This is a genomic window from Fulvivirga lutea, from assembly GCF_017068455.1.
In the GTDB taxonomy this organism is placed as follows: domain Bacteria; phylum Bacteroidota; class Bacteroidia; order Cytophagales; family Cyclobacteriaceae; genus Fulvivirga; species Fulvivirga lutea.
The window spans coordinates 2,153,048-2,176,852 of sequence record NZ_CP070608.1 but is presented as its reverse complement, the minus strand read 5'-3'; the positions used below and the strand labels follow the sequence as shown (position 1 = coordinate 2,176,852).

Sequence of the window (23,805 nt, the reverse complement as noted above, 5' to 3'; positions counted from 1 at the left end):
CTAATTCAATACCTACTTTCAGGTATGTTAATGCCTTGCTTTTTATTTACTGAACATATTCAACTTCATTGGTCTGTTTTTCCGATATTTGATAATCTGTTTGTTCTTGAATTGCACAAGCAAACAACCACTACAACCACTACAGAATGTACATTATTTTCGACACCGAAACCACCGGTTTACCTCATAGCTATAGTGCACCTATAACCGATCTGGAAAACTGGCCGAGACTTGTTCAGCTTGCCTGGCAATTGCATGATAATAAGGGTAAACTTCTCAATAGAGGCAATTTCATAGTTAAACCCGAAGGCTTCACAATTCCATTTAACTCGGAAAAAATTCACGGTATTTCTACTAAAAGAGCTTTAGAAGAGGGGCATGAACTAAAAGACGTTCTAGCAACTTTTCAAAAAGATCTGGATCAGGCAAAAGTGGTGGTTGGTCATAATATCGATTTTGATAATAGAATCATCGGTACTGAATTCGTTCGAACAGAACAAGAGAGTTTAGGAAACGCCCTTCTTGAAAAAGAGAAAATTGATACTTCTGAAGTCTCTAAAGAATTCTGTCAATTTCAAGGTGGTATTGGTGGAAAATTAAAAGCTCCAAAGCTCATTGAGCTGCATGAAAAGCTATTTGGGGAAGGTTTTGCAGATGCTCATGACGCAGCCTATGATGTAGACGCAACCGCCAGGTGTTTCTTCGGCCTAATTAAGGAAAATGTTGTTAAACCTTTGGACGGTTTAGCCATTGAAGAAATACTTTATGAAGCACCAAAATTAGAAGATGCCAATTTTGCCAAGGAAGAAAAAGCCTCTGGTTCAGAATTTGGTGGTGACGAACAAGCCGCTAAGGATATCGATCATCCGTTTGTTCATCTGCATGTTCATTCACAATACTCAGTATTGCAAGCTGTACCCAATGTCAAAGGAATTATTGCCAAGGCAAAAGAGTACAATATGCCTGCCGTTGCACTAACAGATTTAGGCAATATGTTTGGTGCTTTCAAGTTCGTTCGTGAGGCCATCAACAATGAAATCAAACCAATCATTGGGTGTGAATTTTATGTAGCTGAAGAAAGAAGGACGCTCAAGTTTACCAAAGACAATCCTGACAAAAGGTACAATCAGGTATTAATTGCGAAAAACAAGAATGGCTACCACAATCTGGCTAAACTGAGTTCTCTTGCCTACATTGAAGGACTTTACGGGATTTACCCTCGTATCGATAAAGACTTAATCAAAGAATATTCGCAAGACGTAATTGCTTTGACTGGCGGCATTTATTGTGAGATTCCTAACCTCATTCTAAATGTGGGCGAACATCAGGCAGAAGAGGCATTTGTTTGGTATCATAATGTATTTAAGGATGATTTTTATGTAGAATTAATTCGGCACAATCTGGAAGAAGAAAATCGTGTAAATGAAGTCCTCTTGGAGTTTGCGAAAAAATATAATGTCAAAGTTATTGCGGCCAACGATGTCTACTACCTCGAAAAAGAAGATTCTGAAGCTCATGATGTTTTACTATGCGTGAAGGAAGGCGAAATGAAATCTACACCCATCGGCCGCGGACGAGGTTTTCGATTTGGCTTCCCGAATAACGAATACTATTTCAAGTCTCAGGAGGAAATGAAGACCATTTTCAGTGATATTCCCGAGGCTATTGAAAACCTAACGGAGCTCATTGATAAGATTGAAACCTACAAATTAGACAGAGATGTACTGCTACCAGCCTTTAACATTCCAGAAGAATTTAGAGATGTACAAGATGAAGATGGTGGTAAAAGAGGTGAAAATGCTTATCTAAGACATCTAACCTATGAAGGTGCTAAGCAACGATACGTTGAGCTCTCTCCCGAAATTACCGAGCGTCTGGATTTTGAATTAGAAACAATTAAAAACACCGGATATCCCGGCTACTTCCTCATTGTTCAGGATTTTACCCGAAAAGCCCGCGAAATGGGAGTATCTGTTGGCCCTGGTCGTGGTTCAGCAGCAGGGTCAGCCGTTGCCTATTGCATCGGAATTACCAATGTAGATCCCATTGCTTACGACTTACTATTTGAGCGTTTTTTAAATCCTGATAGGGTTTCACTACCCGATATTGATATCGACTTTGATGACGAGGGTCGTGATAAGGTGATCCAATATGTGATCGATAAATATGGTAAAAATCAGGTAGCACAGATTATCACATATGGTACCATGGCTGCTAAATCATCCATAAGAGATGCGGCCAGAGTAATGGAATTATCGCTTTCCGAAGCGAATGACCTGGCCAAATTAGTACCCGAACGACCCGGCACCTCGTTGGATAAAGCCTTTAAAGAAGTAAAGGAGTTAGAGGAAATCAGACAAGGGGCTGACCTCAAATCACGAGTGTTGAATCAGGCAAAAGTTTTAGAAGGTGCGGTGCGAAATACTGGAACACATGCCTGTGGTGTCATTATTACACCTGACGACCTCACTAAATTTATTCCAGTTTCTACAGCCAAAGATTCTGAAATGCTTATCACACAGTTTGATAACAGTGTGGTGGAAAGTGCCGGAATGTTGAAAATGGACTTTTTGGGTCTGAAGACATTGACCATCATCAAGTCGGCCTTGAAAATTATTAAAGCGAGACATGGTGTTGATATTGATATCGATACTATTCCACTTGATGATGCCAAGACCTATGAGCTTTATCAGAAGGGACAGACCAACGGCACATTCCAGTTTGAGTCGCCCGGAATGCAAAAGCACCTGAGAGCTTTAAAGCCTGATAAGTTTGAAGACCTCATTGCCATGAACGCCTTGTACAGGCCAGGGCCGATGGAATATATTCCAAACTTTATTGCTCGTAAGCATGGTGAAGAAGAAATCACCTATGACATCGCGGATATGGAGGAATACCTGGCTGAGACCTACGGTATTACGGTGTACCAGGAGCAGGTGATGTTGCTTTCACAAAAATTAGCAGGCTTCTCGAAAGGTGATGCGGACGTTTTACGTAAGGCCATGGGTAAAAAAATCTTTGCCCTACTGGAAAAACTAAAACCAAAGTTCATTGAAGGTGGAAAGGAAAGAGGTCATGATCCTGAAGTACTTGAGAAGGTTTGGAAGGATTGGGAGGCTTTTGCTGCCTACGCGTTTAACAAATCACATAGTACTTGCTACTCATTAGTAGCATACCAGACAGCTTATATCAAAGCACATTACCCTGCAGAGTACATGGCTGCGGTGCTTACTCATAACCAAAGCCAGATTGAGAAAGTAACTTTCTTTATGGAAGAATGTCGAAGCCTAGGAATTAAGGTGCTTGGCCCACATGTGAATGAATCGTTCAAAAACTTTGCGGTAAATAAGGAAGGTGAAATCCGCTTTGGATTAGGCGCCATTAAAGGTAGTGGCGATGCTGCGGTTGAAGCAATCATTGAAGAAAGAAAAGCGAATGGCCCGTTTAAAGATATCTTTGATTTCGCTGAAAGAGTTAATCTAAGAACCGTAAACAAAAAGACCTTCGAATGTCTGGCTATGTCCGGTGCATTTGATTGTTTTGAAGAGTTTCATAGACGGCAATATCTACATGCACCGGAAGGTGATCAGCCTCTAATTGAGAAGGTGATTAAGTATGCCAACAAAATGCAAATGGAGGCCGAAAGCGCCCAGGCCAGTTTATTTGGCGGAGCTTCAGGAGTAGATACGCCAAGGCCAACCATAACACCTATTGAGCCATTTGGAAAGTTTGAGGAGTTAAATATTGAACGCGAGGTGGTAGGTCTTTTCATTTCAGGCCACCCATTAGATGATTACAAATTTGAAATTGACAGTTTCTGTAATATTGAACTATCTCAACTAAATGAGTTGGAACCATTGGAAGGTAAAGATCTGCGAATGGCTGGTATTGTTTCTGGCATTGCTCATAGAACCACCAAGGGCGGAAAACCTTTTGGAACACTAACTATAGAAGATTACAACAGCAATTTTACATTCTTCCTCTTTGGAGATGATTATGTGAAATTCAAAGAATATATGATGCAGGGCTGGTTCTTGTTTTTACAAGGACGTGTTGTGCGCCAGAAATGGGGCGATCAGCGACTGGAAATGAAATTGCATAGCATCGAATTGCTAAGCGAACTACGAGATAAAAAAACCAAAGGCATTATAGTTACAATGAATGCTGATGAGGTGAACAGTCAGGTAATTGAACAAATTGAAAAAGTGTGTTCTCAATTTAAAGGTGATCTTTCGCTTAGAATGAACATTCTCGATAGAGAAAACAATATTGCTTCAGAATTGCTCTCAAGAAAGTTTACGATTAACCCAAGTAATGAAATGATTGAGGAGATGAAGAAAATACCTGAGGTAGAGTGTAAAGTTCTCGTTTAAGCCAAAATATAAATCTTATGAATAAAATTATACTTACTAGTTTTCTGATTTTTGTTATCAGCATTTCTAATGCCCAAAATCGCAAGCTCCCTGTTGATACGCTTGTAGTCACACAACATTCCACCACCATAAATGGCCAAAAGGTAAACTATTCAGCCACCACTGGCACACAACCAGTTTGGGACGAAATGGGTGAGCCTATTGCTTCACTATTTTATACGTATTATCAGCGGACAGATGCTGGTGATAACGCTGCAAGACCATTAATCATGTCCTTCAATGGAGGACCGGGCTCTGCCTCTGTCTGGATGCATATTGCTTACACCGGACCTAAAATTTTAAAAATTGATAATGAAGGATTTCCTGTACAACCCTACGGCATTCAGGACAACCCCTACTCCATACTGGATGTGGCTGACATTGTGTTTGTTAACCCTGCTAATACGGGCTATTCACGCACCATTCCCGAGTCTGGCAAAGAGGTTGATCGTGATAAGTTTTTTGGTATCAATGCCGATATCGAATATCTGGCTGATTGGTTGAACACTTTTGTGACTAGAAATAACCGTTGGAGGAGTCCGAAATACATTATTGGTGAAAGTTACGGAGGTACTCGAGTTTCAGGTCTTGCTCTGGAGCTTCAGGAACGTCAATGGATGTACCTGAATGGAGTGATTATGGTTTCACCTGCAGATTATCTGGTGTTTGAGTCTGACGTACCAATTTCTTCAGGCACTAACCTCCCTTACTTTACGGCAGCAGCATGGTATCATAAAATGCTTCCACAAGAGCTCCAATCTAAGGATCTAACAGACATTTTACCCGAAGCAGAAAATTTTGCGCTGGACGAATTAATGCCAGCTTTAGCCAGAGGTGGGTTCTTACCAGAAGCTGAGAAACAGCGCGTTGCTAAGCGAATGTCATACTATTCGGGTTTGTCTGAAAAATCAATATTGCAAAACAACCTGGATGTGTCAACGGCCTTTTTCTGGAAAGACTTATTGCGAGATAAAACAGGCCAAACCATAGGTCGGTTAGACTCCCGATATTTAGGCCTCGACAAAATGGAAAGTGGAGATAGCCCAGATTATAGTGCAGAACTTACTTCCTGGTTGCATTCATTCACACCGGCCATAAATTATTATATCAGAGAGCATCTGAAATTTAAAACCGATATCAAGTACAACATGTTTGGCCCGGTTAGACCCTGGAACAATGAAAACAATACCGTGCGTGAAGATTTACGACAGGCTATGGCCGAAAATCCATATCTAAAAGTACTTTTCCAAGCCGGTTACTATGATGGTGCTACTACTTACTTTGCTTCAAAATATACCATGTGGCAGGTTGACCCTAGTGGTAAAATGAAAGATCGGTTTTACTTTGAGGGGTACCGTAGTGGTCACATGATGTATTTGCGTAATGAAGACCTGGAAAAAGCAAATGATGATTTACGAACATTCATCAAAAACAGCTTTGAGAAAGGTAAATCAGCCAAATACGAGTAAATATGATTAAAACTCAGGGGTAGGATTTATTGTTTAAACCCATAAATCCTACCATCGGTATTGCCCACCCAAATCATGTTATCAATGAGCACTGGTGAGCTGGTAAATCCATAATACGTGTCTTTTACATTCTCAACAGCATAACGCCATTGCTCTTCACCTGTTTCCGAGTTTAATGCAATAATGTAAGCGAAGTGCTTATAGAAATAAGAGTTGTTGCCTACGGTAGCAGCATATACGTTGCCTTCAGTAACTAACGGACTCGCCCAAGGGCAGCCGCCAGTATCGAAATTCCAAATCAGTTTACCATTGGCTGGATTAAGAGCTGTAATCGTTTGAGCATCTGAGGAACCCACGAACAACTTATCATTTTTAATAACTGGAGTGGATTCTACCCAGGAGAACCAATTATAATACTGCCACTCCATTTCGCCTGCCAATGAAAGTGCGAACAAATTATAATTTCTGCTTCCAAAAATTAATTGATCATCATACAATGTTCCGCCACCTACAATAGGGTAGCCTGAATCATAATTCCATACTAGTTCACCATCCCTGTTTAGTGCGTAAACTCTTCCATCAAAAGACCCAAAAACTATCCGCTCATCTTTAACTAATGGCCTTGTTCGAATAGCTCCTGATGTCTTATATCGCCATGCTACATTTCCATTGGCTTTATTAATCGCATAAAAATCTCCACTGCCATTACCATAATAGATTCTGTCTTCAGTAAATGCAGGTATGGCCGAAAAAAAGTCATAATTCTTGGCAAATCTTTCCATACTATCTACTTCCAACTGCACCTTCCAATTCATCTGTCCAGCTTTTGAAATACAATAAAACAATCCTTTATCGGAATACACGTAAATATTGTCTTCGTGCACGGTTGGTTCCGACCTAAAAGCCCCCTGCCCTTTAAATGACCACTCTACGGACTGATTGTTGGGGTTAACGCGAAATAAATGTCCATCAGTGGTAGCAGCCAGAATAGAACCTTCAATAGTACTAATGCCTGACCAGATGGATTCATGCAGATCAATCACTGCGCTTGGCTTTTTTGTTGTAGGCAGCAGCTGCGCTTCTTTTAACTCGGGCTTTTCGGCCTTCTTCAGTTGAAAGGGTATTTCATATTTCGGAACCAGCACTCCCGGCAATTTTCCCAGAACCAATTGATGCTCTTTATCATAATTCAATTTCCACCCACCTATTTTAATAGTATCATTATTAGTGGTTACCCCTTTAAAATTAAAGCTCCAATCATACGCAGGTACTAGCAGATTTACCTCGTAGCCAACACTATCTTCTATAAACTCAAGCCCAATGAGTGTTTTTTGATTATTAAAGACTGCCTCTCCCTGCCAATAGCCAACCAAAGAATCAGTATTCTCTTCAGTAGAACAAGATGTAACCAATGCCACTATGAAGATTATTGCGTAAACGGTGTATTTCATAAATTATAGTATCTTACAATTGTCTTTTGTCTATTTGCAATTTGTATTAATTGAATTTAATTTAACTAGATGCATTCATTTAAGTTGTCAATATTACTAGTTTTCATATCGGGTATCACCTTTGCTCAAGATCTAAACTCACTTAGTAAGCCTCAGTGGCTGGAAGATTATGATAAGTTGGCCTATAACATTAAAGCCCGGCATGTGGACCCTTATGCCTATGTAACGAAAGAACAATTTAACAACATTGTCATGAATCTGGGTTACAGTTTAGATGAGTTAACCCTAGCAGAAAAACTGGTTGAATTGATGCGTATTGCTAACCAACCTGGCGATGGTAAAACTTCAGTAAATGTTGAGCCTTATTTCCACTACTACCCTATCGAATTGTTTTGGTATTCTGATGGACTGAGAATTGAGAAAATCCAGTCATCCATGAAGCAATATGCCGGGCATCAGGTAATAGCCATTGATGGAGTGAAGATATTAGAGGCAGCACCAAAAATTCAAAAATTAATACCATCAGATGAAAATCTGTACTACCGTACCAAGTGGGATCAGAAGTGGCTTAGAAATGCCGACTTGCTACACATTCAAGGAATTACTAAAAACCCTAAAACTGCTATTTATACGCTGGTGGATGATAATGGCAACATTGAAAATATTACACTTAATGCTATTTCATATGAAGAATTACAGCAGGTAGAATGGCAAAGAGGCTACAGCCTTGACCCACGTCTCGCTCAAACCAAGGGAAAAGACTTTGCATATATTGTTTTTGACGAGTTTACGATTTACATCAACATGCCAAAATACCCAAGCACCGATGTAATGAAAAAAGAAACGGAGAGCCTGATACCTCTACTTGAAAATGAGGCCTACACGCATTTGGTTATCGACTTAAGACAAAATGATAATAGTTCAGGCGATGCGATGGAATACTTAGCCAAGCGAATTAAAAAGAGTGATTTTCAGGAGCATGGTAAAATTTATGTGATTACTGGTAGGGAAACCTTTGGACAAGCATTTACTGATACGTTTATGCTGATGGAAGATTTTGATGCTTACCCTGTGGGTGAGCCTGCGGCACAAAATCCGAATAATTATGAAATAGGTTACACTGATGTGTTACCACACTCTCAAATCAGCTATACGGTGGCGGGATCAGCCGTACAAATGCAGCCTGGCGAGCTGGATGATGTAGATCATATGCCTAACACTATTTTGATGCATCAATTAATAACGCCAAATTTTGAAATACGTAAAGAGGGCATGGACGAAGTGATGGAATGGATAACCAAACAACCTTAATGCATCCCTTTCAACTTTCATCGATTGATCATGTTGCAATTAGAGTAGCAGACATTAAAGCTTCCGTGGAATGGTATGAGAGTGTGTTAGGGTTGAAAAAAGTAGCTCCAAAAGAATGGCAGCCCTACCCCATCTTTATGATGCAAGCTAAATTTGGAGTGGCTCTTTTTCCTGCCAGAATACGAGACCCTCAATTAGATACCCATTCCAAAAATGTTAAGATTGATCACTTTGCCTTTAATGTAACAAAGGAAGCGTTTCAAAAGGCTCAAGTCCACTTTCAAAAAATTGGTATTCCCTTCGAGTTTCAGGACCATCATTACTTTCATAGCATTTATTTGAATGATCCCGATGGCCACACTGTTGAGTTAACTACTTTGGTAAAAGGGGAAAATATATTTGACTAATTCGGACATAAAAACTGTTCAATATTGAACAATCGAAACTAAAATCCCACTTTATTCAGCTTTCAAGGCAGTGGTACAACTATTGAGGCAATCCAATATTTTAATCACCTCAACGTTAGAACTCCATGAAAAAGGTCAAAAACTTCTTTTGGTATTGCGCAGGAGCCAATCACCAACTACTCGAAAAATGCCCGACTGATGAAAGTAAGTATGTAGGCATTGGAGCTACTATTTTCTTTACCGGTCTGTTTGCCGTACTAGCTGCAGGCTATGGTTTATACACGGTATTCGACAGTTACCTGATAGCCTCCACCCTGGGATTAGTCTGGGGTTTAATGATTTTTAATCTCGATCGGTTTATAGTCTCCAGTATGCGGAAAACCACATTGGGCAATGAGTTAATTATGGCAATACCGCGTTTTGTACTGGCCATTCTTATATCCATTGTGATAGCAAAACCGCTTGAACTAAAGATTTTTGAAAAAGAGATAAATGGTGAATTAACTGTGATGCAAGATGAAATGAAATCCGCCAAAGAAGCAACCATCAATACAAAATACGAAGAACAAAAGCAGTTATTAACAACAGACATAAACCGCTTAAAAGCAGATATCACTACTAAGACAGCTCAGCGAGATGAGCTGAGCAGAATAGCGCAGCAGGAAGCTGATGGCACCGGAGGCACGAAAAAACGAAATCCCGGCCCTATCTATCAAATTAAAAAGGACGATGCCGATAGAGTAAACAAGGAGCTGGAAGAGCTGCTAGCGATTAATCAGCCATTGATAATTGAAAAAGAAAAACAGATTAGTGGCATTGATTCACTGCAACAGTCTGAATTGCTGGCTTTAGAAACTACCGACATTGGTGGGCCTGCTGCAAGACTCGAAGCACTTAACCGAATATCTGCTCAAAGCGCTGCTATTTGGTGGGCAAATGCCTTTATTATTCTTTTGTTTATCGTGATTGAAATTAGCCCCATTTTGGTAAAACTACTTTCCTCCAAAGGCCCTTACGATTACCTATTACAAAAAGAAGAATACCAATTTGAAGCCAATGCGTATAAAGACAAAGGCTTTATACATGATGGCATTAAGAAGGAAACAGAAGCTCTGGCAAACAAAGAGAAAGAGTTTGTACGATCTAACCTGGATATGAAGCTGGACAATGCTTAACCTGTACTTTTGAAGAAGGTTGAAATGGGTTAGATTAGGGAAGTAAATTTCATTTGTCTATCTAGATATATTATAGTTGAAGATCTAAAGGTCCAAAATGCACGTTGTTAAGGCAATAATATATACTCTATTATTTTTTGGTATCCTCCTTATTAATGCTGCTTTGCTGTTAATCGTAGACTTTGATGATCAAGAAGCACTTTGGAATAATTACATATTTTTTACTGCCGTTTTTGAATTATTATTAGTGATTATATTCCTTACAATAACCAAATATTTTGATCAATCTAAATTCCATATTTTTAATAGTAAACTTCTATGGTTATCTATAGTCTTGGGAGTTTCTTTTCCTTTTGTACAAACACCTTTAAACTGGTTGTTCAATACACTTTTTAATACAAATTATTTCATAACATATGATTTCGGAGGCACAATACAAACCTGGCCAAACATCATTGCTGGTATAATAATTATTCCATTTGCTGAAGAGATGTTTTTCAAGTTGTCAGTTCAAACTGAATTACAAAAAACTCTTTCAAGAGGTAAAGCAATACTGATAACGGCATCTCTATTTGCTTTCATTCATCTACCTTTCGTCATTATTTTTATTGAACCAAGTGCATTTGAATTCCACACTGCATATATCGCATTCTTCATTGGACTGATTAGTAGTTGGTTGTATTCTAAATCAGATAATATTTGGTCATCAATATTGATGCATATGTCCGTAAATTTAATGGTGACATTAATATAAGGTGTGCTAACATAGGCTAGCATCACATATATTTAAGTACTTTTTTTTATAAGTTACTGCTAATCGACCATTCATTCTGTGTTTACATTTTTGGCTTTTAACCCTAGATCTTCCTTCAGCGACTTTCAGGGAGTAAGCCCTCGAGCAGACTCGGGCGGCAAGGAGTGTAGAAAGGCCTTTGCCTAAGTCTCTGCAACTTGGCTCAAAACACAGAATTCATTACTTTGCGTGCAAATCAGCTCAGGTAGCACACAGCGCGCTAGCCGGGTGTTAGCGCTTATTTCTTGCAGGATTTTAATCAATTTGAAACTTTTTAAAACTAAATTATGTACATAAATTTGTACATAATATTTAAAATATGCTAACCACAACTTTATCAGATTTTAGAAAAGACATCAAAAGATACTTGGACAATGTGACCAATAATTTTGAAACATTAATTATTAACAGAGGTAAAGACACAGGTGTTGTCATTATGTCTCTTGACGAATATAATTCCCTTACTACAACTCAGCGTGAATTATCTTCCAAAGTCAATGAACAAAGGCTAGACTCTGCAATCTCAAAGTTTAAGTCAGGAGATTCATTTAAGAAAGAACTCCTAGATTAATGAAATACATTTTTGTTGACGAGTCCTGGGAGGACTACCTGTACTGGCAAAAGACTGACAAAAAGATTCTAAAACGAATAAATAACTTAATTAAGGACATTGCTAGAAATCCTTTTGATGGAATTGGTAAGCCAGAACCATTGAAATACAAGTACAGTGGTTTTTGGTCTAGAAGGATTGATGGTGAGCATAGGTTAATTTATCAAGTTAAAGACGATGAAGTTTATATAGTAAAATGCAGGTTTCACTATGACTAAAATAACAAGCGCTAACATTCTTTAAGAGCGCACTTGGACTTCAACGTACGAAGTTCTAAATGCTCAAGTGCGATTAACACACACTTTTTTGGGTTAGCATTTCACATCCACTTTCATCTCTTAACTTGTGGACTTCTTGTAAGAAAGGGGTGTTTCAAGCTGCTTTATATAGGACTCTGCCTTCACTTACAGTTTCGGCAGACACGTAGGTTCTAAATCCAAATCATGCTAATTTTATGCTCCGTAATCCCGATAGCTATCGAGAAAGTAAACAAACGTGCCTTACATGGGCGTTAACATCAAAAACTCAGAATTAAAGAATGAATCCAAGAATTGCAATTAAAATGATGCTATGGTTATTAGTAGCCGTGATACTTTTTCATTTGTGCATAGTGATAAAAATAATTCCTTATGAAATTACTTGGGGAGGAAGATTAAAGAATGACACTGAAATGTATGTTTTTGAGAGTGTTTCGATTCTAGTTAATCTCTTTTTATGCTTTGTATTATTAATAAAGGGAAACTATTTGACTGAAATTATACCAATGAAAATTGTGGATGTTGCCTTATGGATCTTCTTAATCCTATTTGGAATGAATACTGTTGGGAACATCTTAGCGAAAACCAATTTTGAAAAATTTTTCACTTTACTAACTTTGGCATTTGCTTTTCTAATTTGGATGGTTCTAAGGAAAGACAAAAAACGAATACACAACAATGTATAAAAAGCGTCAAAACGACTTTTTGTACTAAACGTTAGCATGAATTATAACTATATGAAATACATACTTGCATACTTTTTATTAAGCATTTCATCACTTTCAATCTCTCAGTCGAAGAACACTGGACAAGAATACCTTGAAAAAGGGAAAAACTTTATAAAACAAAATAATATTGATTCAGCAAATTTCTATCTCCAACTTGCTGTTCAGAATAGAAATGCAAAAGCTATTAACCTACTTAAAGAGGAACTAAAAATTGATATAGAGTATCATGATATTATGCCTCTTCTTGTGGTAGATGAAGACCCTAAATTTTTGTACAAAGAGAAAGAATACCCTATAAATAACAAAGACTATTCCCTAAACCCAAAACTTGTAACTCAAATAAGAAAAGCTCTCAACTCTTCTGACGAGATTAGAAAATCTGAATTTACAGGTCAAATTTTCATAGAACTTGTCATCGACAAAGAAGGAAATTTTGCTGGAAGCCTCAAAAAAGGGACTGGGAGTGAATTGCTTGACAAAAATATTATTGAACAACTTAATAGAGAGCTAAAATTCAAACCAGCCATATACAAAGGACGTAATACTGGAGCCTGGGCTTATATGATTCCTATAGGATTTTAAACTCATGCTAACATTTTATAAGAGCGCACTTGGACTTCAACGTACGAAGTTCTAAATGCTCAAGTGCGATTAACACACACTTTTTTGGGTTAGCATTTCACATCCACTTTCATCTCTTAACTTGTGGACTACTTGTAAGAAAGGGGTGTCTTAAGCTGCTTCATATAGGACTCTGCCTTCACTTACAGTTTCGGCAGACATGTAGGTTCTAAATCCAAATCGTGCTAATTTTATGCCCTGTAATCCCGATAGCTATCGGGAAAGTAAACAAACGCGCCTAACAGGTGTGTATTTAAGAATAAAGATCAACCAAATAATATTCTATAATTGATGAAATCTAAATTTTTCCTGCTTGGTATAATCATTCTAGGGGGTCTGTTTTTTTTCGGGTGTGATGATGACGATGGAATCATCAAACCGACCAATTCAATTGTATACAAATTAGATGGACGAACTGTACAATATGGCGATCCAAGTGCTATTGCCATAGACTTGTCAGAGGATGGACATGTAGATTTTACAATTTTTGTAGAATTGACCGCAAATAGTCTGGGCGACCGCTTGTATGCAGGCATGAACCCAATTGGAGCTAATCTGATTAAATCTGGACCACCAATAGATGAAAATTTTTTGAGTATGGGTCTTTTGGTTGCCGAAAATTCTGGCGAAATCATAGATTTTGAAGTTAAACAAAATCAACAATGGACATCTGATTTCGGTGCTTTGGCCATAAGAAATACCTATACCAATGGCGAAATATCCTATGAAGGTAATTGGGCTGATTCTGTGCAGATTGTAGGAATACAACACAAAATAAATGAAACTACACATTTTGGCTGGCTAAGAATCAAGTTCGATAAGGTGACAGAAATTGTAACCTTGATTGATTATGCTTACGACTCAATTGTAAACCAGCCAATTCTTGCAGGAGCCAATTCAAACTAAAGCAAAGAATTATAAAGAAATTAGCCGTTTATGACTTCTGATCGTTGAGATAGTTGGCAGAAAATACTACGTTTATATTTATAGCCCCTTGTGGTATATATTTTCTAAAAGGGCGTGTGTTGCATGTAAATAGTTCTGGCATAGAAATAGTAAAACACTATGACTTAGTCTAATGGTAAATATGTAATCTATTTACCAACTAAGTAAACCAAACTTTCTCAATCAAACTACTACTCGACCAATATGAACCTCAACCAAATAACCGTACCATCATTAGATTTAAACAAATCAATTCCTTTTTATGAAAAGTTAGGGTTAAAATTGATAGTAAAATCCCTGCCTCATTATGCACGGTTCGAGTGCCCTGATGGTAATTCAACATTCTCAATTCACCTAACTGATAAACTTCCAGAAGGTGATGGCATTTATGTTTATTTTGAATGTGAGAACTTAGATGAACATGTTCAGAATTTGAAAGCTAAAGGAATTGAATTTGATCTGGAACCAACAGACCAACGATGGCTTTGGCGTGAAGCCCGATTGAAAGATTTAGATGGTAATCAGCTTATATTATTTTATAGTGGCGAAAATAGATTAAATCCACCATGGAGAATTGATACAGTTTAACTGTCACCCCACCACCAACTTCCTTCCCAACTCAGTCAAAAACCCAACGCCATAAGCAAACAACTGTACAAAGGAGGTTGCTATGCTCAATACGGCCACATGAATATTCTTATTCTGTGCCAAAGAGCTGCTAAAATTGATTAAAAAGAAGAGCCCATATACACTATAAGCTGCCATGCTTACATATATATTAACTGCCGACCAGAATGGCAATGATATAAAGCCAAGCGTAAATAATGCAGGAAACCAGTGAAACAGCTTTACTTCCTCCTCATAAAAGCGTCCTACGTTTATTCTGGCTCTGCCAAAGAAATGAAGCTGCTTATAAAACTGTGGTAATGAAGTCCTACGCTTGTGGTAAACATAGGCATCTGGTATTAAAGCAGTTTTAAATCCTGCTTTAATAATTCGCATACTAAATTCCAGATCTTCGCCCATACGGGTAATCTTATAACCGCCTACTTTCTCAAAAACTTTACGTGAAATGCCCATGTTAAAACTGCGTGGGTGGAAAGTGCCGTAATGCTTCTTATTCCCTCTAATACCACCGGTCGTAAATGGCGATGTCATGGAATAACTAATGGCCTTTTGCATAGGTGTGAAAGATGCATGTGCCTTATCCGGTCCACCAAACGCATCTACCTTGTGTTCAGTCAAGTAATCCTCCACTGCCTGAAAGTAATGCTCCGGTATCAGGCAATCGGAATCAAAGACAATGAAGTAATTGCCTTTGGCTTTTTCGAAACCGAAATTACGGCTAAACCCCTGCCCGGAATTTTCTTTGAAGTAATACTGTACATCTAATTTATCTGCATACTTCTGAACGATGTGTTCGCACTTTTTTGAAGAACCATCTTCGATCACCAAAACCTCAAAATTGGTATAGGTTTGCTTCGTTAAGCTTTCAAGCAACTCATCAATTTCTTGCGGACGATTATAAATAGGAATGATTACAGAATAGAAGCGCATTAGCTCACTCGAATAGAATCTGATACGAGATAATCTTTACTGGAATTGGATTTCATGGCAAGCATCTCTGCCAAGAATCCGGTTAAAAACAGTTGTACTCCAACCACTAAAGCCACCAAAGCCAAAAAAAACAGTGGCTGATCGGTAATATCTCTTACCGGTAATTTATTATGCAGCTTATACAACTTATCTCCAATAACATAGCAGGTAATAACGAAGCCTGAGAAGAAGGATAATGTGCCCAACAAACCAAAAAAATGCATGGGCTTACGCTTAAATCGGCTTACAAAAGTGATGGAGAGTAAATCCAAAAAACCATTCACAAAACGCTCTAACCCAAATTTTGTGGTGCCATACTTTCTTTCTCTATGTTGCACTACCTGCTCGCCTATTTTTCGGTAACCGTTCCATTTAGCAATCACCGGAATATAGCGGTGCATCTCGCCATACACATTCAAATGCTTTACCATTTCACCCCTGTAGGCCTTTAAACCACAGTTAAAATCATGAAGTTTAATGCCTGAAATTTTTCTGGTAACGTAGTTAAAGAATTTGGAAGGTATGGTTTTGGTAATCGGATCATGGCGCTTTTTCTTCCAGCCACTTACCATATCAAAGCCCTCTTCTTTTATCTTCTTATATAAAGCAGGAATTTCGTCCGGACTGTCCTGTAAATCGGCATCCATGGTAATGACTACGCTGCCTTGCGTTTGTTTAAAACCGCTATTTAAAGCAGCTGATTTGCCATAATTCCTGTTAAACTTTAATGCTTTTATATGCTGATTTTTGGCGGAAAGTTCCTGAATAACGTTCCAGGAGGTGTCGTCACTCCCATCATCCACCAAAATCAACTCATAAGAAAAGCCATGTGAGATCATCACACGGCTTACCCATTCACATAATTCAGGCAATGATTCCTCTTCGTTATATAAAGGAACCACTACTGAAATATCAATTTTTTGCATATTTAAACCTCCAGAGCAGGATTATTATTCTTTGTAATCGCACTAACGACCAAAGATATAAGAAATCCGAAGAATACAGAGACCAAAAAGGCCATAATCATTATGAATCCTGGTGTCATGAACCCTTGAGAGAATTCAAGTGCTTGCTCAATTTCAGCATCACTCATGCCACTGTTCATCATTTCCTCTACCTGCAATTCCTTCACGATATCCATGTAAGTAGGATCTATAAACTTGATATATACATACGCAAAAACAGATGAAATGGCCGATGAAATAGCTACTATCAAAGTGCCTATTCCTAATCCCTGGCCATAGCTCATGAAGCCATCACCTTGCTCCTTAAATTCTTTATGAGCCAAGAAGATCAAAAGTATTGCCGGTATATAGCCGAACCACTGTATGGCTGAATTACCTTGAAGTTGTGCAATGGCAATAGTTAAGAATAAAGCAATTGATATAATTCCTAAAATAAGTCCCCATTTAATCGATACCGACTTTACAGAGATTGTTGATTCGTTAGTTTCCATGTTTAATATTTTTAGGTTGAAGTTATTTCAAAAGTATTAGTACCTTCTGAAAATGAAAAATTACACTTAGTGCGTGGTAATTTAAATGGATTATCGGCAAATTCCACTTGCCAAGCGTTACTTACTAAACCTTTTTTCAGATTTTCTAAGGAATACAGCTATAATGATGGTGATAAAAAACCCAAGCAATGTGCTTTTAATAAAGTAATCAATTCCTAAAACCGTTGGAGTCGATTCTCTGAGCATTTGAACCTGAGCATTATACTGCTCTTCAGTCAAAGTAATTTTGCCTTGGTTAACAATTTGGTCTTTATCCAATTCAAGCCCACGAATAGTACCTTCAATATAATCTGCAAAGAATTGAGGCTCTATAGATGAAAATGCTATCACGAAAATACCTGTTACTAGCCCGATAATGACATATATACCAATACCTATCACCATTCCTTGCCAAAACTGCAAAAAACCTTCGTTAAACTGGGTCTTGTACTCTTTGATGCCGAAGAAAATAAACAGCGCGAATAATATTACCCTTACATCAAAGAAGATGGGTATTAATAGCGGATGTTTACCCGTATAATATAGAAATACGATCACAATCATGGCCATTACCGACCCAATTAAACCATACTTTAGCGGGGTTGATACAATTGGCTTCATATGCTACTAACAGATGCCTGACCGTTATTAAATACGGCTATGGCTTTTCCCTTTAATTCCTGATTAAAATAAGGTGAATTCACTGACTTAGATTTATTGCTCGAGGAGTTCAACTTCCATTTTGCGTTGGGATCAAACAGTGTTAAATCAGCTTCAGCTCCTTCTTCAATAGTTGCAGCGTCCAATCCCAATAAATTTCTCGGATTGGTTGTCACTTTTTCGATGAGCAGATGCATATCTACCTTTTCGCTTAGTGCTGACAAGTTAGAGGCGACTGTTTGAAGAGAGGTAATTCCAAAGTCTGCTAAATCAAACTCCAGTTTTTTACATTCTTCATCATGTGGAATATGATTCGAAACGATCACATCGATGGTACCATCCTGCAACCCTTTAATCAAGGCCTTATTATCGGCTTGTATGCGCAATGGCGGGTTTACCTTAAACGAAGTATCGAAACCTTCAAGTGCGGAATCATCTAATAAAGGTTGATATGATGCGATATCGCAAGTCACGTTTAAGCCCTTCTTTCTCGCCTCTTTAATCAACGCCACGGATTTTTCTGTTGATAGACATGTTAAATGTAATCGTCCACCCGAATATGCGAGTATTGATAAATTTCTTTGAATGATTAAATCTTCCGACAGGTTCGGCATCCCTTTCATTCCCAGCATGGTGCTCTCAACACCTTCGTTCATCACACCAAACATATTCAGATGAATATCTTCGGGCCTATCGATTAGCAAACCATCAAATTTTTGAAGGTATTGCAATGATTTAAGCAGAATATCTGAATGCCAAATCGGCTTCAAGCCATCGGAAAAAGCGATTGCTCCGGCAGTATGTAAATCAATCATTTCTGTGAGGTCCTCTCCTTTTGCGCCTAGCGTTACTGCCGCTATTGGATGTAACTGCACCAATGAACCAGCATTGCCTCCTTTGATATAAGCAACGTCATTTTTCGTTTGGGTAACAGGCTGGTTGTTTGGGAGAGCTGTAACATGTGTAAAACCTCCATCAGCAGCAGCCAATCTACTTGACTCCAAATCTTCTTTATGCTCCAGACCCGGATCGGCCAGCCACGCGCGCATATCTACCCAGCCTGAGCTCAGTATCATGCCCTTACCATTGATCGTAGTTTTAACCTCTTCTGTTACTTTTCCTATTTTCTTAATCTCACCACCTGAAACAAGCACATCCACTACTTTACCATGATGCGCAGACCCTTTGTTGGAAATTGTAACAGACTTGATAAGTACTTTAGCCATAAATTACTCCGAGTTAAGGAAAAAACCTGATTAATAAAACCTCTGACAGCAAAAATACAAGAGCTAGCACAATTGCCAACTTCCATAATGGCTGTCCCTGGTATTTACTTTCTAATTGATTTCTAAAATTAGTTTCATCAGTTGAAGAAATTACCTGCACATTTCCCTGATATAGTCCAGTTAGTTCCTCGGGCTCAAATTGATCTAAATTTGACTCTGTCTGAGGTACATTAAATGCAAGAGTAGTGATGGTGTCACCTTTAAATGTGAGGTTATAAAAACCTGATTTCAATTCATTGGACGGCAATTGAAGCTGTACTGAGTTATTGAGAATTCTTTGAGATGGAATGAGCTCCACATCATTATTTGACAGTTTTAGTACGTTATCCACCCTGATAGAATCAATTTGCACATTAATATAATTATCGTCAGTGTAGTAATAAAGCCTGTTGGGATCTCGCTCACTTAATGCCGCTAGCTTGTACATAACAGGAACAAATAAGGCATGGTTGGCAAAGGTGCTATACTCATTGCTTAATGGTGCCGCCAAAATAGTTAACCCTTTTTTGATTTGGCGTAAGTAGGAGCTCCCATTCTGAAAGTTGAGATAAGCCGTTTTATCATTACCTAAAAACAATACAGGTTGGGCTTCAGGCATTTGAAATCTCGGATTTTTCTCTTCAAATACATTTTCATAGAATGGGTCATTAAAATCCGGAGAAGCTATTTTGTACTTCACTTCAGCTTCAGAGAAACTCACATTTGCGCCTAACAATCCAAGGTTAGATAAATCGGGCTTTGAATTTGGGATGAGTAAGACATGACCATCATTATTAATCTTTTTCATTAAAGCCGACACCAAAGCCGATGTTAAATCCAGTTCGTTCATGATAATAAAATCACTCTTATCAAGCTCGTTGTAGTTTAGGTTGCTGATGTCATAACTTTTAAAATCGAAAAGATTGGTGTTGGCATATACTTCTTTAATGTATTTCGATGAATTTTCATTTCTAACCTCCAGAACTGCAATCTTATCCAACTGGTTGATGACAAAATACAGATCGTTATCAAACGTTACAGGATATTCTTCAATACTTACTCGCCCTCTATTTAATTTTTTCAAGTCGTAGCCTACATCAAAAGAAATTTCTTTTTTACCCAAAGCAGGAATATCCACCAGAGCTGTTGATACCTGGCGCTTATCCATGAAAACTTTCACCCCTAATCCGCTTACATCAGCATCACCTCTATTGGAAATTAAAACATTGAGCTTAAGTTTTTCATTACCGATTAGGAAAGGGTTTTCAATGTATAGCGAATCGACAAACACATTTGCGTTGGCTGTAAATAATTCAGGTATTAAATTCAGTTTCAATTGGTCAGCTACTTTTTGACCTGATTCTCCGAACGTTGATTTTTGAAAATCACTCATCCAAAAGACATCCAAAGAGTCAGTGTCATTTTCATTGGCTAACCTGTTTAAAATTTCATCAGCGCTTCTGGATATACCGGTCATCTGAATTTTTGTGAGCTGGTCTTCTACTTCGGTGCTGCTTTTATAGGTGATTGAGAAAGGGTCAAAATCATTCGTTAACAGCTTAAACGTAGTGCCTTTAGGATACACCTTAATCAACTCATTAGCACGGTTGATGGCTGAATTAAATGCAGATCGCCCATCGTCTACCTCGTTAGACATGCTGAAGCTATTATCCAGATACATGGCCACTTTAGAGGCTATTGATGTATTTCCTTCTCCAGGTACTATTGGTTGAGCAAATGCCATTATCAGAAAGAATAGAAATAGCAATCGAGAAAGTAAGATCAGGTAATGCTTCAATTTCAGCTTGGAGCTGGTAGCATCTTTCACCTGCTTTAAAAATCGCGTACTTGAAAAATAAACCCTTTTTGTTTTTCGGAAATTAAAAAGATGGATGATGATGGGTATGGCAAGTGCAAAAAGTCCGTACAGCAGCTGAGGTCTTAAAAAATCCATTCGGTGGTAAAATTATTAAAATCCTACGACCTATACGCAAGTAAGTTTTATAAGTGGCAAAATATCTGGGAATAAAACTCCAAAGGCGAGCCGTGCTCGCCTTTGAGTTGGACTGTCATTGAACATGATTGTTCATCTTCAATGTACTAGTACCACCATTTCTGGAGTACCTCACGAGTCAGTGACTCTCTGAAGTACATAGTAAATGTAAGTAGAAGATTAGTAAAAAAATATGACCAAAATCAGGATTCGATTATTTCTTTCCACCAATCATCAAAAGTTCATTTAGATTGATTTCTGTGACATACTTTTTCTCTCCGGAATTAGTCTCGTAAGACCTGTGAATAAGCTTGCCTTCAATCGCAACTTCCTGTCCTTTTTTCAAGTACTCCCCAGCTATTTCTGATTGCTTGCCCCAAGCAACAATGTTGTGCCATTGCGTATCCTCCACTTTCTCGCCATTCGCATTTTTGTAGGTATCGGACGTGGCTATGGAAAACGTTGTTAAAGACTTACCACTTGTTAATGTTTTTACTTCAGGATCTTTACCTAGTCTGCCAATTAATTGTACGCTGTTTCTTAGATTTTTCATGGTAATAAAATTTAAAGTTTATAATTAAGATTTTGATTTCGCTGTTCGGTTTTTCCGTTTCGCTGAAGCAAAGTAAGGATGAGAAAAAAGCGATAGTCGTATGATAATTAATTGTATTCGTTTAAATTACATTTGTAAACGTTTGTAAACGACTATAGTATTGATTTTCAATTAATTACATAAAATGGAAGAAAAAGAGTGTATTGAGTGCGGAACCAAAATATTTGGTAGAAATGATAAAAAATTCTGTTCTGACCAATGCAGAAATTCCTACAATAACAGACTAAATAGCGACTCTAATAACTACATAAGAAAGGTTAACAATACCTTAAGAAAAAATCGAAGGATTCTTGAAAAGCTCACCCCTAACGGCAAGAGTAAAGCTCCAAAAGCAAAGCTTCTAGAACATGGGTTCGACTTCAATTTTCACACGAATACTTATATAACTAAGGCAGGAGCAACCTATTATTTTTGTTACGAATATGGATATCTGGAATTAGAAAATGATTGGTTGGCTCTCGTAAAAAGGGATGAGTAACTTTGGAATAAACGGCTTTTAATACGTAGTATTTTTTGGGTTGTAACTACAGTTATGAACAATAATTTGATCAAGCATTTTCTACAATCTTCAAAGACTTCATTTTATTGTACAATGTTTTACGATCAATTTGTAATAATGAAGCAGTTTTGGTCTTATTATAATCGGTTTGCCGAAGTACTTCGAGTATGGCGCCTCTTTCGGCTCTTTCGGTAATCTCTCTTAAACTGATGGCTTCTGTGCCATTAGCCACCATAATACTTGTACTAAGATCATTGAATGATTTCAGTTGTGTAATTTCTGGAGGCAAGCAGGATATTTCAATTTTATCGCTTTTACAAATGAGCACGGCTCGCTTAATCATGTTTTGTAACTCCCTCAGGTTACCTGGCCAATCATACATCTTAAATTTTTCTAAAACGTCTACACTAAAGCCTGTAATGTTCTTTTTTAGTTTGGTATTTGCCAGTTTTAAAAAGTGTGCTGCAAATATTTCAATGTCTTCATTTCGTTCACGCAAAGGTGCTAAGTCAATTTTAAATTCATTCAATCGATGGTAAATATCCTCCCTGAAATTGCCTTTCTCCACCAACATCTTTAAATCTTCATTGGTGGCAACCAAAACACGAACGTTTACCCTTATTTCTTTTGAACCTCCCACAGGCCTTATAACACCTTCTTGAAGTGCTCTTAATAACTGTACCTGATTTTCATAGCTGAGATTACCTATTTCATCCAAAAACAATGTTCCTCCATGAGCACGTTCAAAACAACCTTTATGATCGGAAAGAGCTCCTGTAAAAGCTCCTTTCACATGTCCAAACAGCTCGCTACCTGCTAATTCATGGGGTAGCGTTCCACAATCAACAGCCACAAATGGCATGTTGTTTCGTTTGCTTTTCATGTGAATTCGCCTTGCCACATATTCTTTGCCTGTGCCTGTTTCCCCAGATATAATCACTGACATATCAGTAGGTGCAATAAGGTCGATGTGCTTTTCTACTAACTGCGATTGATAGCTTGAACCATTAATGTATTTGGGTACAACTTTATTTGATTTTCGATTTGAAACCTTTGGCTGTTCCAGTGCTTCTAATCGTGCCTCCAGTGCATTGTTGATAGTGTCTAAAATTTCATCGGGAAATAAAGGTTTAGTAACATAATCAAAGGCACCTTTTTTAAGAGCTTCAACGGCTAAACGAATTTCAGCATAAGCGGTAACAATAATTACCTGAATAGCAGGGTTGTAAATCTTAACCTTTTGCAATAACTCAATGCCAGTATATTTAGCCAGCTCAAAATCTGTAATTACCAGATCTATTTTTTCCTTTTTGATTAGCGAAAGAGCACTTTGAACACTATCTTCTACAAGAACATTGAATCCCTTTTTTGAGAGATACTTATTCAACTTAATGCTAATACTTTCGTCACCGTCAATGATGAGAATACTTCTGGAAGCGGGTTTGATCATTAATTCCTCCTATATTCTTCGTTAAAAACTGAAGATTTTGATTGGAAACAAAATA

Annotated in this window: 21 protein-coding genes; 12 read left to right on the top strand and 9 right to left on the bottom strand. The window is 38.0% G+C overall.

The window, feature by feature from the left end:
- Positions 1–146 precede the first annotated feature (146 nt).
- The gene (gene dnaE, locus JR347_RS09840) at positions 147–4,373 is read left to right on the top strand and encodes a DNA polymerase III subunit alpha (protein WP_205720434.1); all 4,227 of its coding nucleotides are present in this window, start codon (positions 147–149) and stop codon (positions 4,371–4,373) included.
- 17 nt (positions 4,374–4,390) lie between these two features.
- Positions 4,391–5,881 carry a S10 family peptidase gene (locus JR347_RS09835; protein ID WP_205720433.1) on the top strand — a complete coding sequence of 497 codons (1,491 nt, stop codon included), beginning with the start codon at positions 4,391–4,393 and terminating at the stop codon, positions 5,879–5,881.
- Between the two features lie 26 nt (positions 5,882–5,907).
- Here the strand turns inward: JR347_RS09835 and JR347_RS09830 are convergent, their stop codons facing one another.
- Positions 5,908–7,332: an outer membrane protein assembly factor BamB family protein gene (locus JR347_RS09830; RefSeq protein WP_205720432.1), complete on the bottom strand. Its 1,425-nt coding sequence runs from the start codon at positions 7,330–7,332 to the stop codon at positions 5,908–5,910.
- A gap of 69 nt (positions 7,333–7,401) precedes the next feature.
- Here JR347_RS09830 and JR347_RS09825 point away from each other — a divergent pair, with 69 nt between their 5' ends.
- The 9 genes from JR347_RS09825 (at position 7,402) to JR347_RS09785 (ending at position 14,767) form a co-directional block, all read left to right on the top strand.
- Complete coding sequence (locus tag JR347_RS09825) at positions 7,402–8,643, top strand: hypothetical protein (protein WP_205720431.1); 1,242 nt, start codon at positions 7,402–7,404, stop codon at positions 8,641–8,643.
- Complete coding sequence (locus JR347_RS09820; protein ID WP_205720430.1) at positions 8,643–9,050, top strand: VOC family protein; 408 nt, start codon at positions 8,643–8,645, stop codon at positions 9,048–9,050. The genes JR347_RS09825 and JR347_RS09820 overlap by 1 nt, the downstream gene beginning before the upstream one ends.
- Before the next feature lie 125 nt (positions 9,051–9,175).
- The gene (locus tag JR347_RS09815) at positions 9,176–10,225 is read left to right on the top strand and encodes a DUF4407 domain-containing protein (protein ID WP_205720429.1); all 1,050 of its coding nucleotides are present in this window, start codon (positions 9,176–9,178) and stop codon (positions 10,223–10,225) included.
- 97 nt (positions 10,226–10,322) lie between these two features.
- Positions 10,323–10,979, top strand: a complete 657-nt coding sequence (locus JR347_RS09810) for a CPBP family intramembrane glutamic endopeptidase (protein ID WP_205720428.1) — start codon at positions 10,323–10,325, stop codon at positions 10,977–10,979.
- 358 nt (positions 10,980–11,337) lie between these two features.
- On the top strand, positions 11,338–11,589 hold the full coding sequence (locus JR347_RS09805) for a type II toxin-antitoxin system Phd/YefM family antitoxin (RefSeq protein WP_205720427.1): 252 nt from the start codon (positions 11,338–11,340) through the stop codon (positions 11,587–11,589).
- Positions 11,589–11,846: a Txe/YoeB family addiction module toxin gene (locus JR347_RS09800; protein WP_205720426.1), complete on the top strand. Its 258-nt coding sequence runs from the start codon at positions 11,589–11,591 to the stop codon at positions 11,844–11,846. The genes JR347_RS09805 and JR347_RS09800 overlap by 1 nt, the downstream gene beginning before the upstream one ends.
- 776 nt (positions 11,847–12,622) lie before the next feature.
- A complete protein-coding gene (locus tag JR347_RS09795) occupies positions 12,623–13,195 on the top strand; it encodes an energy transducer TonB (protein WP_205720425.1) in 573 nt (190 codons plus the stop codon).
- Between the two features lie 330 nt (positions 13,196–13,525).
- A complete protein-coding gene (locus tag JR347_RS09790) occupies positions 13,526–14,140 on the top strand; it encodes a hypothetical protein (RefSeq protein ID WP_205720424.1) in 615 nt (204 codons plus the stop codon).
- A 243-nt stretch (positions 14,141–14,383) separates the two neighbouring features.
- Positions 14,384–14,767, top strand: a complete 384-nt coding sequence (locus JR347_RS09785) for a VOC family protein (protein WP_205720423.1) — start codon at positions 14,384–14,386, stop codon at positions 14,765–14,767.
- Positions 14,768–14,770: 3 nt separating this feature from the next.
- Here JR347_RS09785 and JR347_RS09780 read toward each other — a convergent pair whose 3' ends face one another.
- The 7 genes from JR347_RS09780 to JR347_RS09750 all read right to left on the bottom strand — a co-directional run bounded on the left by JR347_RS09780 (position 14,771) and on the right by JR347_RS09750 (position 21,741).
- Positions 14,771–15,736 (bottom strand): glycosyltransferase, encoded by a 966-nt coding sequence (locus tag JR347_RS09780; RefSeq protein WP_205720422.1) that lies wholly within the window; start codon positions 15,734–15,736, stop codon positions 14,771–14,773.
- On the bottom strand, positions 15,736–16,701 hold the full coding sequence (locus JR347_RS09775; RefSeq protein ID WP_205720421.1) for a glycosyltransferase family 2 protein: 966 nt from the start codon (positions 16,699–16,701) through the stop codon (positions 15,736–15,738). Before JR347_RS09775 ends, JR347_RS09780 begins: the two co-directional genes overlap by 1 nt.
- A gap of 2 nt (positions 16,702–16,703) precedes the next feature.
- Positions 16,704–17,231: a DUF4199 domain-containing protein gene (locus JR347_RS09770; protein WP_205720420.1), complete on the bottom strand. Its 528-nt coding sequence runs from the start codon at positions 17,229–17,231 to the stop codon at positions 16,704–16,706.
- Between the two features lie 117 nt (positions 17,232–17,348).
- Positions 17,349–17,891, bottom strand: coding sequence for a DUF4199 domain-containing protein (locus JR347_RS09765; RefSeq protein ID WP_205720419.1), 543 nt, complete (start codon positions 17,889–17,891; stop codon positions 17,349–17,351).
- Complete coding sequence (locus JR347_RS09760; RefSeq protein ID WP_205720418.1) at positions 17,888–19,156, bottom strand: dihydroorotase; 1,269 nt, start codon at positions 19,154–19,156, stop codon at positions 17,888–17,890. The genes JR347_RS09765 and JR347_RS09760 overlap by 4 nt, the downstream gene beginning before the upstream one ends.
- Positions 19,157–19,169: 13 nt before the next feature.
- A complete protein-coding gene (locus tag JR347_RS09755) occupies positions 19,170–21,149 on the bottom strand; it encodes a BatA domain-containing protein (protein WP_205720417.1) in 1,980 nt (659 codons plus the stop codon).
- Positions 21,150–21,402: 253 nt separating this feature from the next.
- A complete protein-coding gene (locus JR347_RS09750; protein ID WP_205720416.1) occupies positions 21,403–21,741 on the bottom strand; it encodes a single-stranded DNA-binding protein in 339 nt (112 codons plus the stop codon).
- Between the two features lie 184 nt (positions 21,742–21,925).
- Here JR347_RS09750 and JR347_RS09745 point away from each other — a divergent pair, with 184 nt between their 5' ends.
- Positions 21,926–22,279, top strand: a complete 354-nt coding sequence (locus JR347_RS09745) for a DUF2116 family Zn-ribbon domain-containing protein (RefSeq protein ID WP_205720415.1) — start codon at positions 21,926–21,928, stop codon at positions 22,277–22,279.
- A gap of 70 nt (positions 22,280–22,349) precedes the next feature.
- On the opposite strand, the gene JR347_RS09740 is transcribed toward JR347_RS09745, so the two are convergent.
- Complete coding sequence (locus tag JR347_RS09740) at positions 22,350–23,750, bottom strand: sigma-54-dependent transcriptional regulator (RefSeq protein ID WP_205720414.1); 1,401 nt, start codon at positions 23,748–23,750, stop codon at positions 22,350–22,352.
- Positions 23,751–23,805: the final 55 nt, after the last annotated feature.

Coding starts and splice junctions, on each gene's coding strand:
- JR347_RS09795 (WP_205720425.1), top strand. CDS start 12,623: ATGAAATACATACTTGCATACTTTTTATTAAGCATTTCATCACTTTCA.
- JR347_RS09830 (WP_205720432.1), bottom strand. CDS start 7,332: ATGAAATACACCGTTTACGCAATAATCTTCATAGTGGCATTGGTTACA.
- JR347_RS09810 (WP_205720428.1), top strand. CDS start 10,323: ATGCACGTTGTTAAGGCAATAATATATACTCTATTATTTTTTGGTATC.
- dnaE (WP_205720434.1), top strand. CDS start 147: ATGTACATTATTTTCGACACCGAAACCACCGGTTTACCTCATAGCTAT.
- JR347_RS09790 (WP_205720424.1), top strand. CDS start 13,526: ATGAAATCTAAATTTTTCCTGCTTGGTATAATCATTCTAGGGGGTCTG.
- JR347_RS09765 (WP_205720419.1), bottom strand. CDS start 17,891: ATGAAGCCAATTGTATCAACCCCGCTAAAGTATGGTTTAATTGGGTCG.
- JR347_RS09755 (WP_205720417.1), bottom strand. CDS start 21,149: ATGGATTTTTTAAGACCTCAGCTGCTGTACGGACTTTTTGCACTTGCC.
- JR347_RS09780 (WP_205720422.1), bottom strand. CDS start 15,736: ATGCGCTTCTATTCTGTAATCATTCCTATTTATAATCGTCCGCAAGAA.
- JR347_RS09815 (WP_205720429.1), top strand. CDS start 9,176: ATGAAAAAGGTCAAAAACTTCTTTTGGTATTGCGCAGGAGCCAATCAC.
- JR347_RS09740 (WP_205720414.1), bottom strand. CDS start 23,750: ATGATCAAACCCGCTTCCAGAAGTATTCTCATCATTGACGGTGACGAA.
- JR347_RS09800 (WP_205720426.1), top strand. CDS start 11,589: ATGAAATACATTTTTGTTGACGAGTCCTGGGAGGACTACCTGTACTGG.
- JR347_RS09745 (WP_205720415.1), top strand. CDS start 21,926: ATGGAAGAAAAAGAGTGTATTGAGTGCGGAACCAAAATATTTGGTAGA.
- JR347_RS09820 (WP_205720430.1), top strand. CDS start 8,643: ATGCATCCCTTTCAACTTTCATCGATTGATCATGTTGCAATTAGAGTA.
- JR347_RS09775 (WP_205720421.1), bottom strand. CDS start 16,701: ATGCAAAAAATTGATATTTCAGTAGTGGTTCCTTTATATAACGAAGAG.
- JR347_RS09785 (WP_205720423.1), top strand. CDS start 14,384: ATGAACCTCAACCAAATAACCGTACCATCATTAGATTTAAACAAATCA.
- JR347_RS09825 (WP_205720431.1), top strand. CDS start 7,402: ATGCATTCATTTAAGTTGTCAATATTACTAGTTTTCATATCGGGTATC.
- JR347_RS09750 (WP_205720416.1), bottom strand. CDS start 21,741: ATGAAAAATCTAAGAAACAGCGTACAATTAATTGGCAGACTAGGTAAA.
- JR347_RS09805 (WP_205720427.1), top strand. CDS start 11,338: ATGCTAACCACAACTTTATCAGATTTTAGAAAAGACATCAAAAGATAC.
- JR347_RS09770 (WP_205720420.1), bottom strand. CDS start 17,231: ATGGAAACTAACGAATCAACAATCTCTGTAAAGTCGGTATCGATTAAA.
- JR347_RS09835 (WP_205720433.1), top strand. CDS start 4,391: ATGAATAAAATTATACTTACTAGTTTTCTGATTTTTGTTATCAGCATT.
- JR347_RS09760 (WP_205720418.1), bottom strand. CDS start 19,156: ATGGCTAAAGTACTTATCAAGTCTGTTACAATTTCCAACAAAGGGTCT.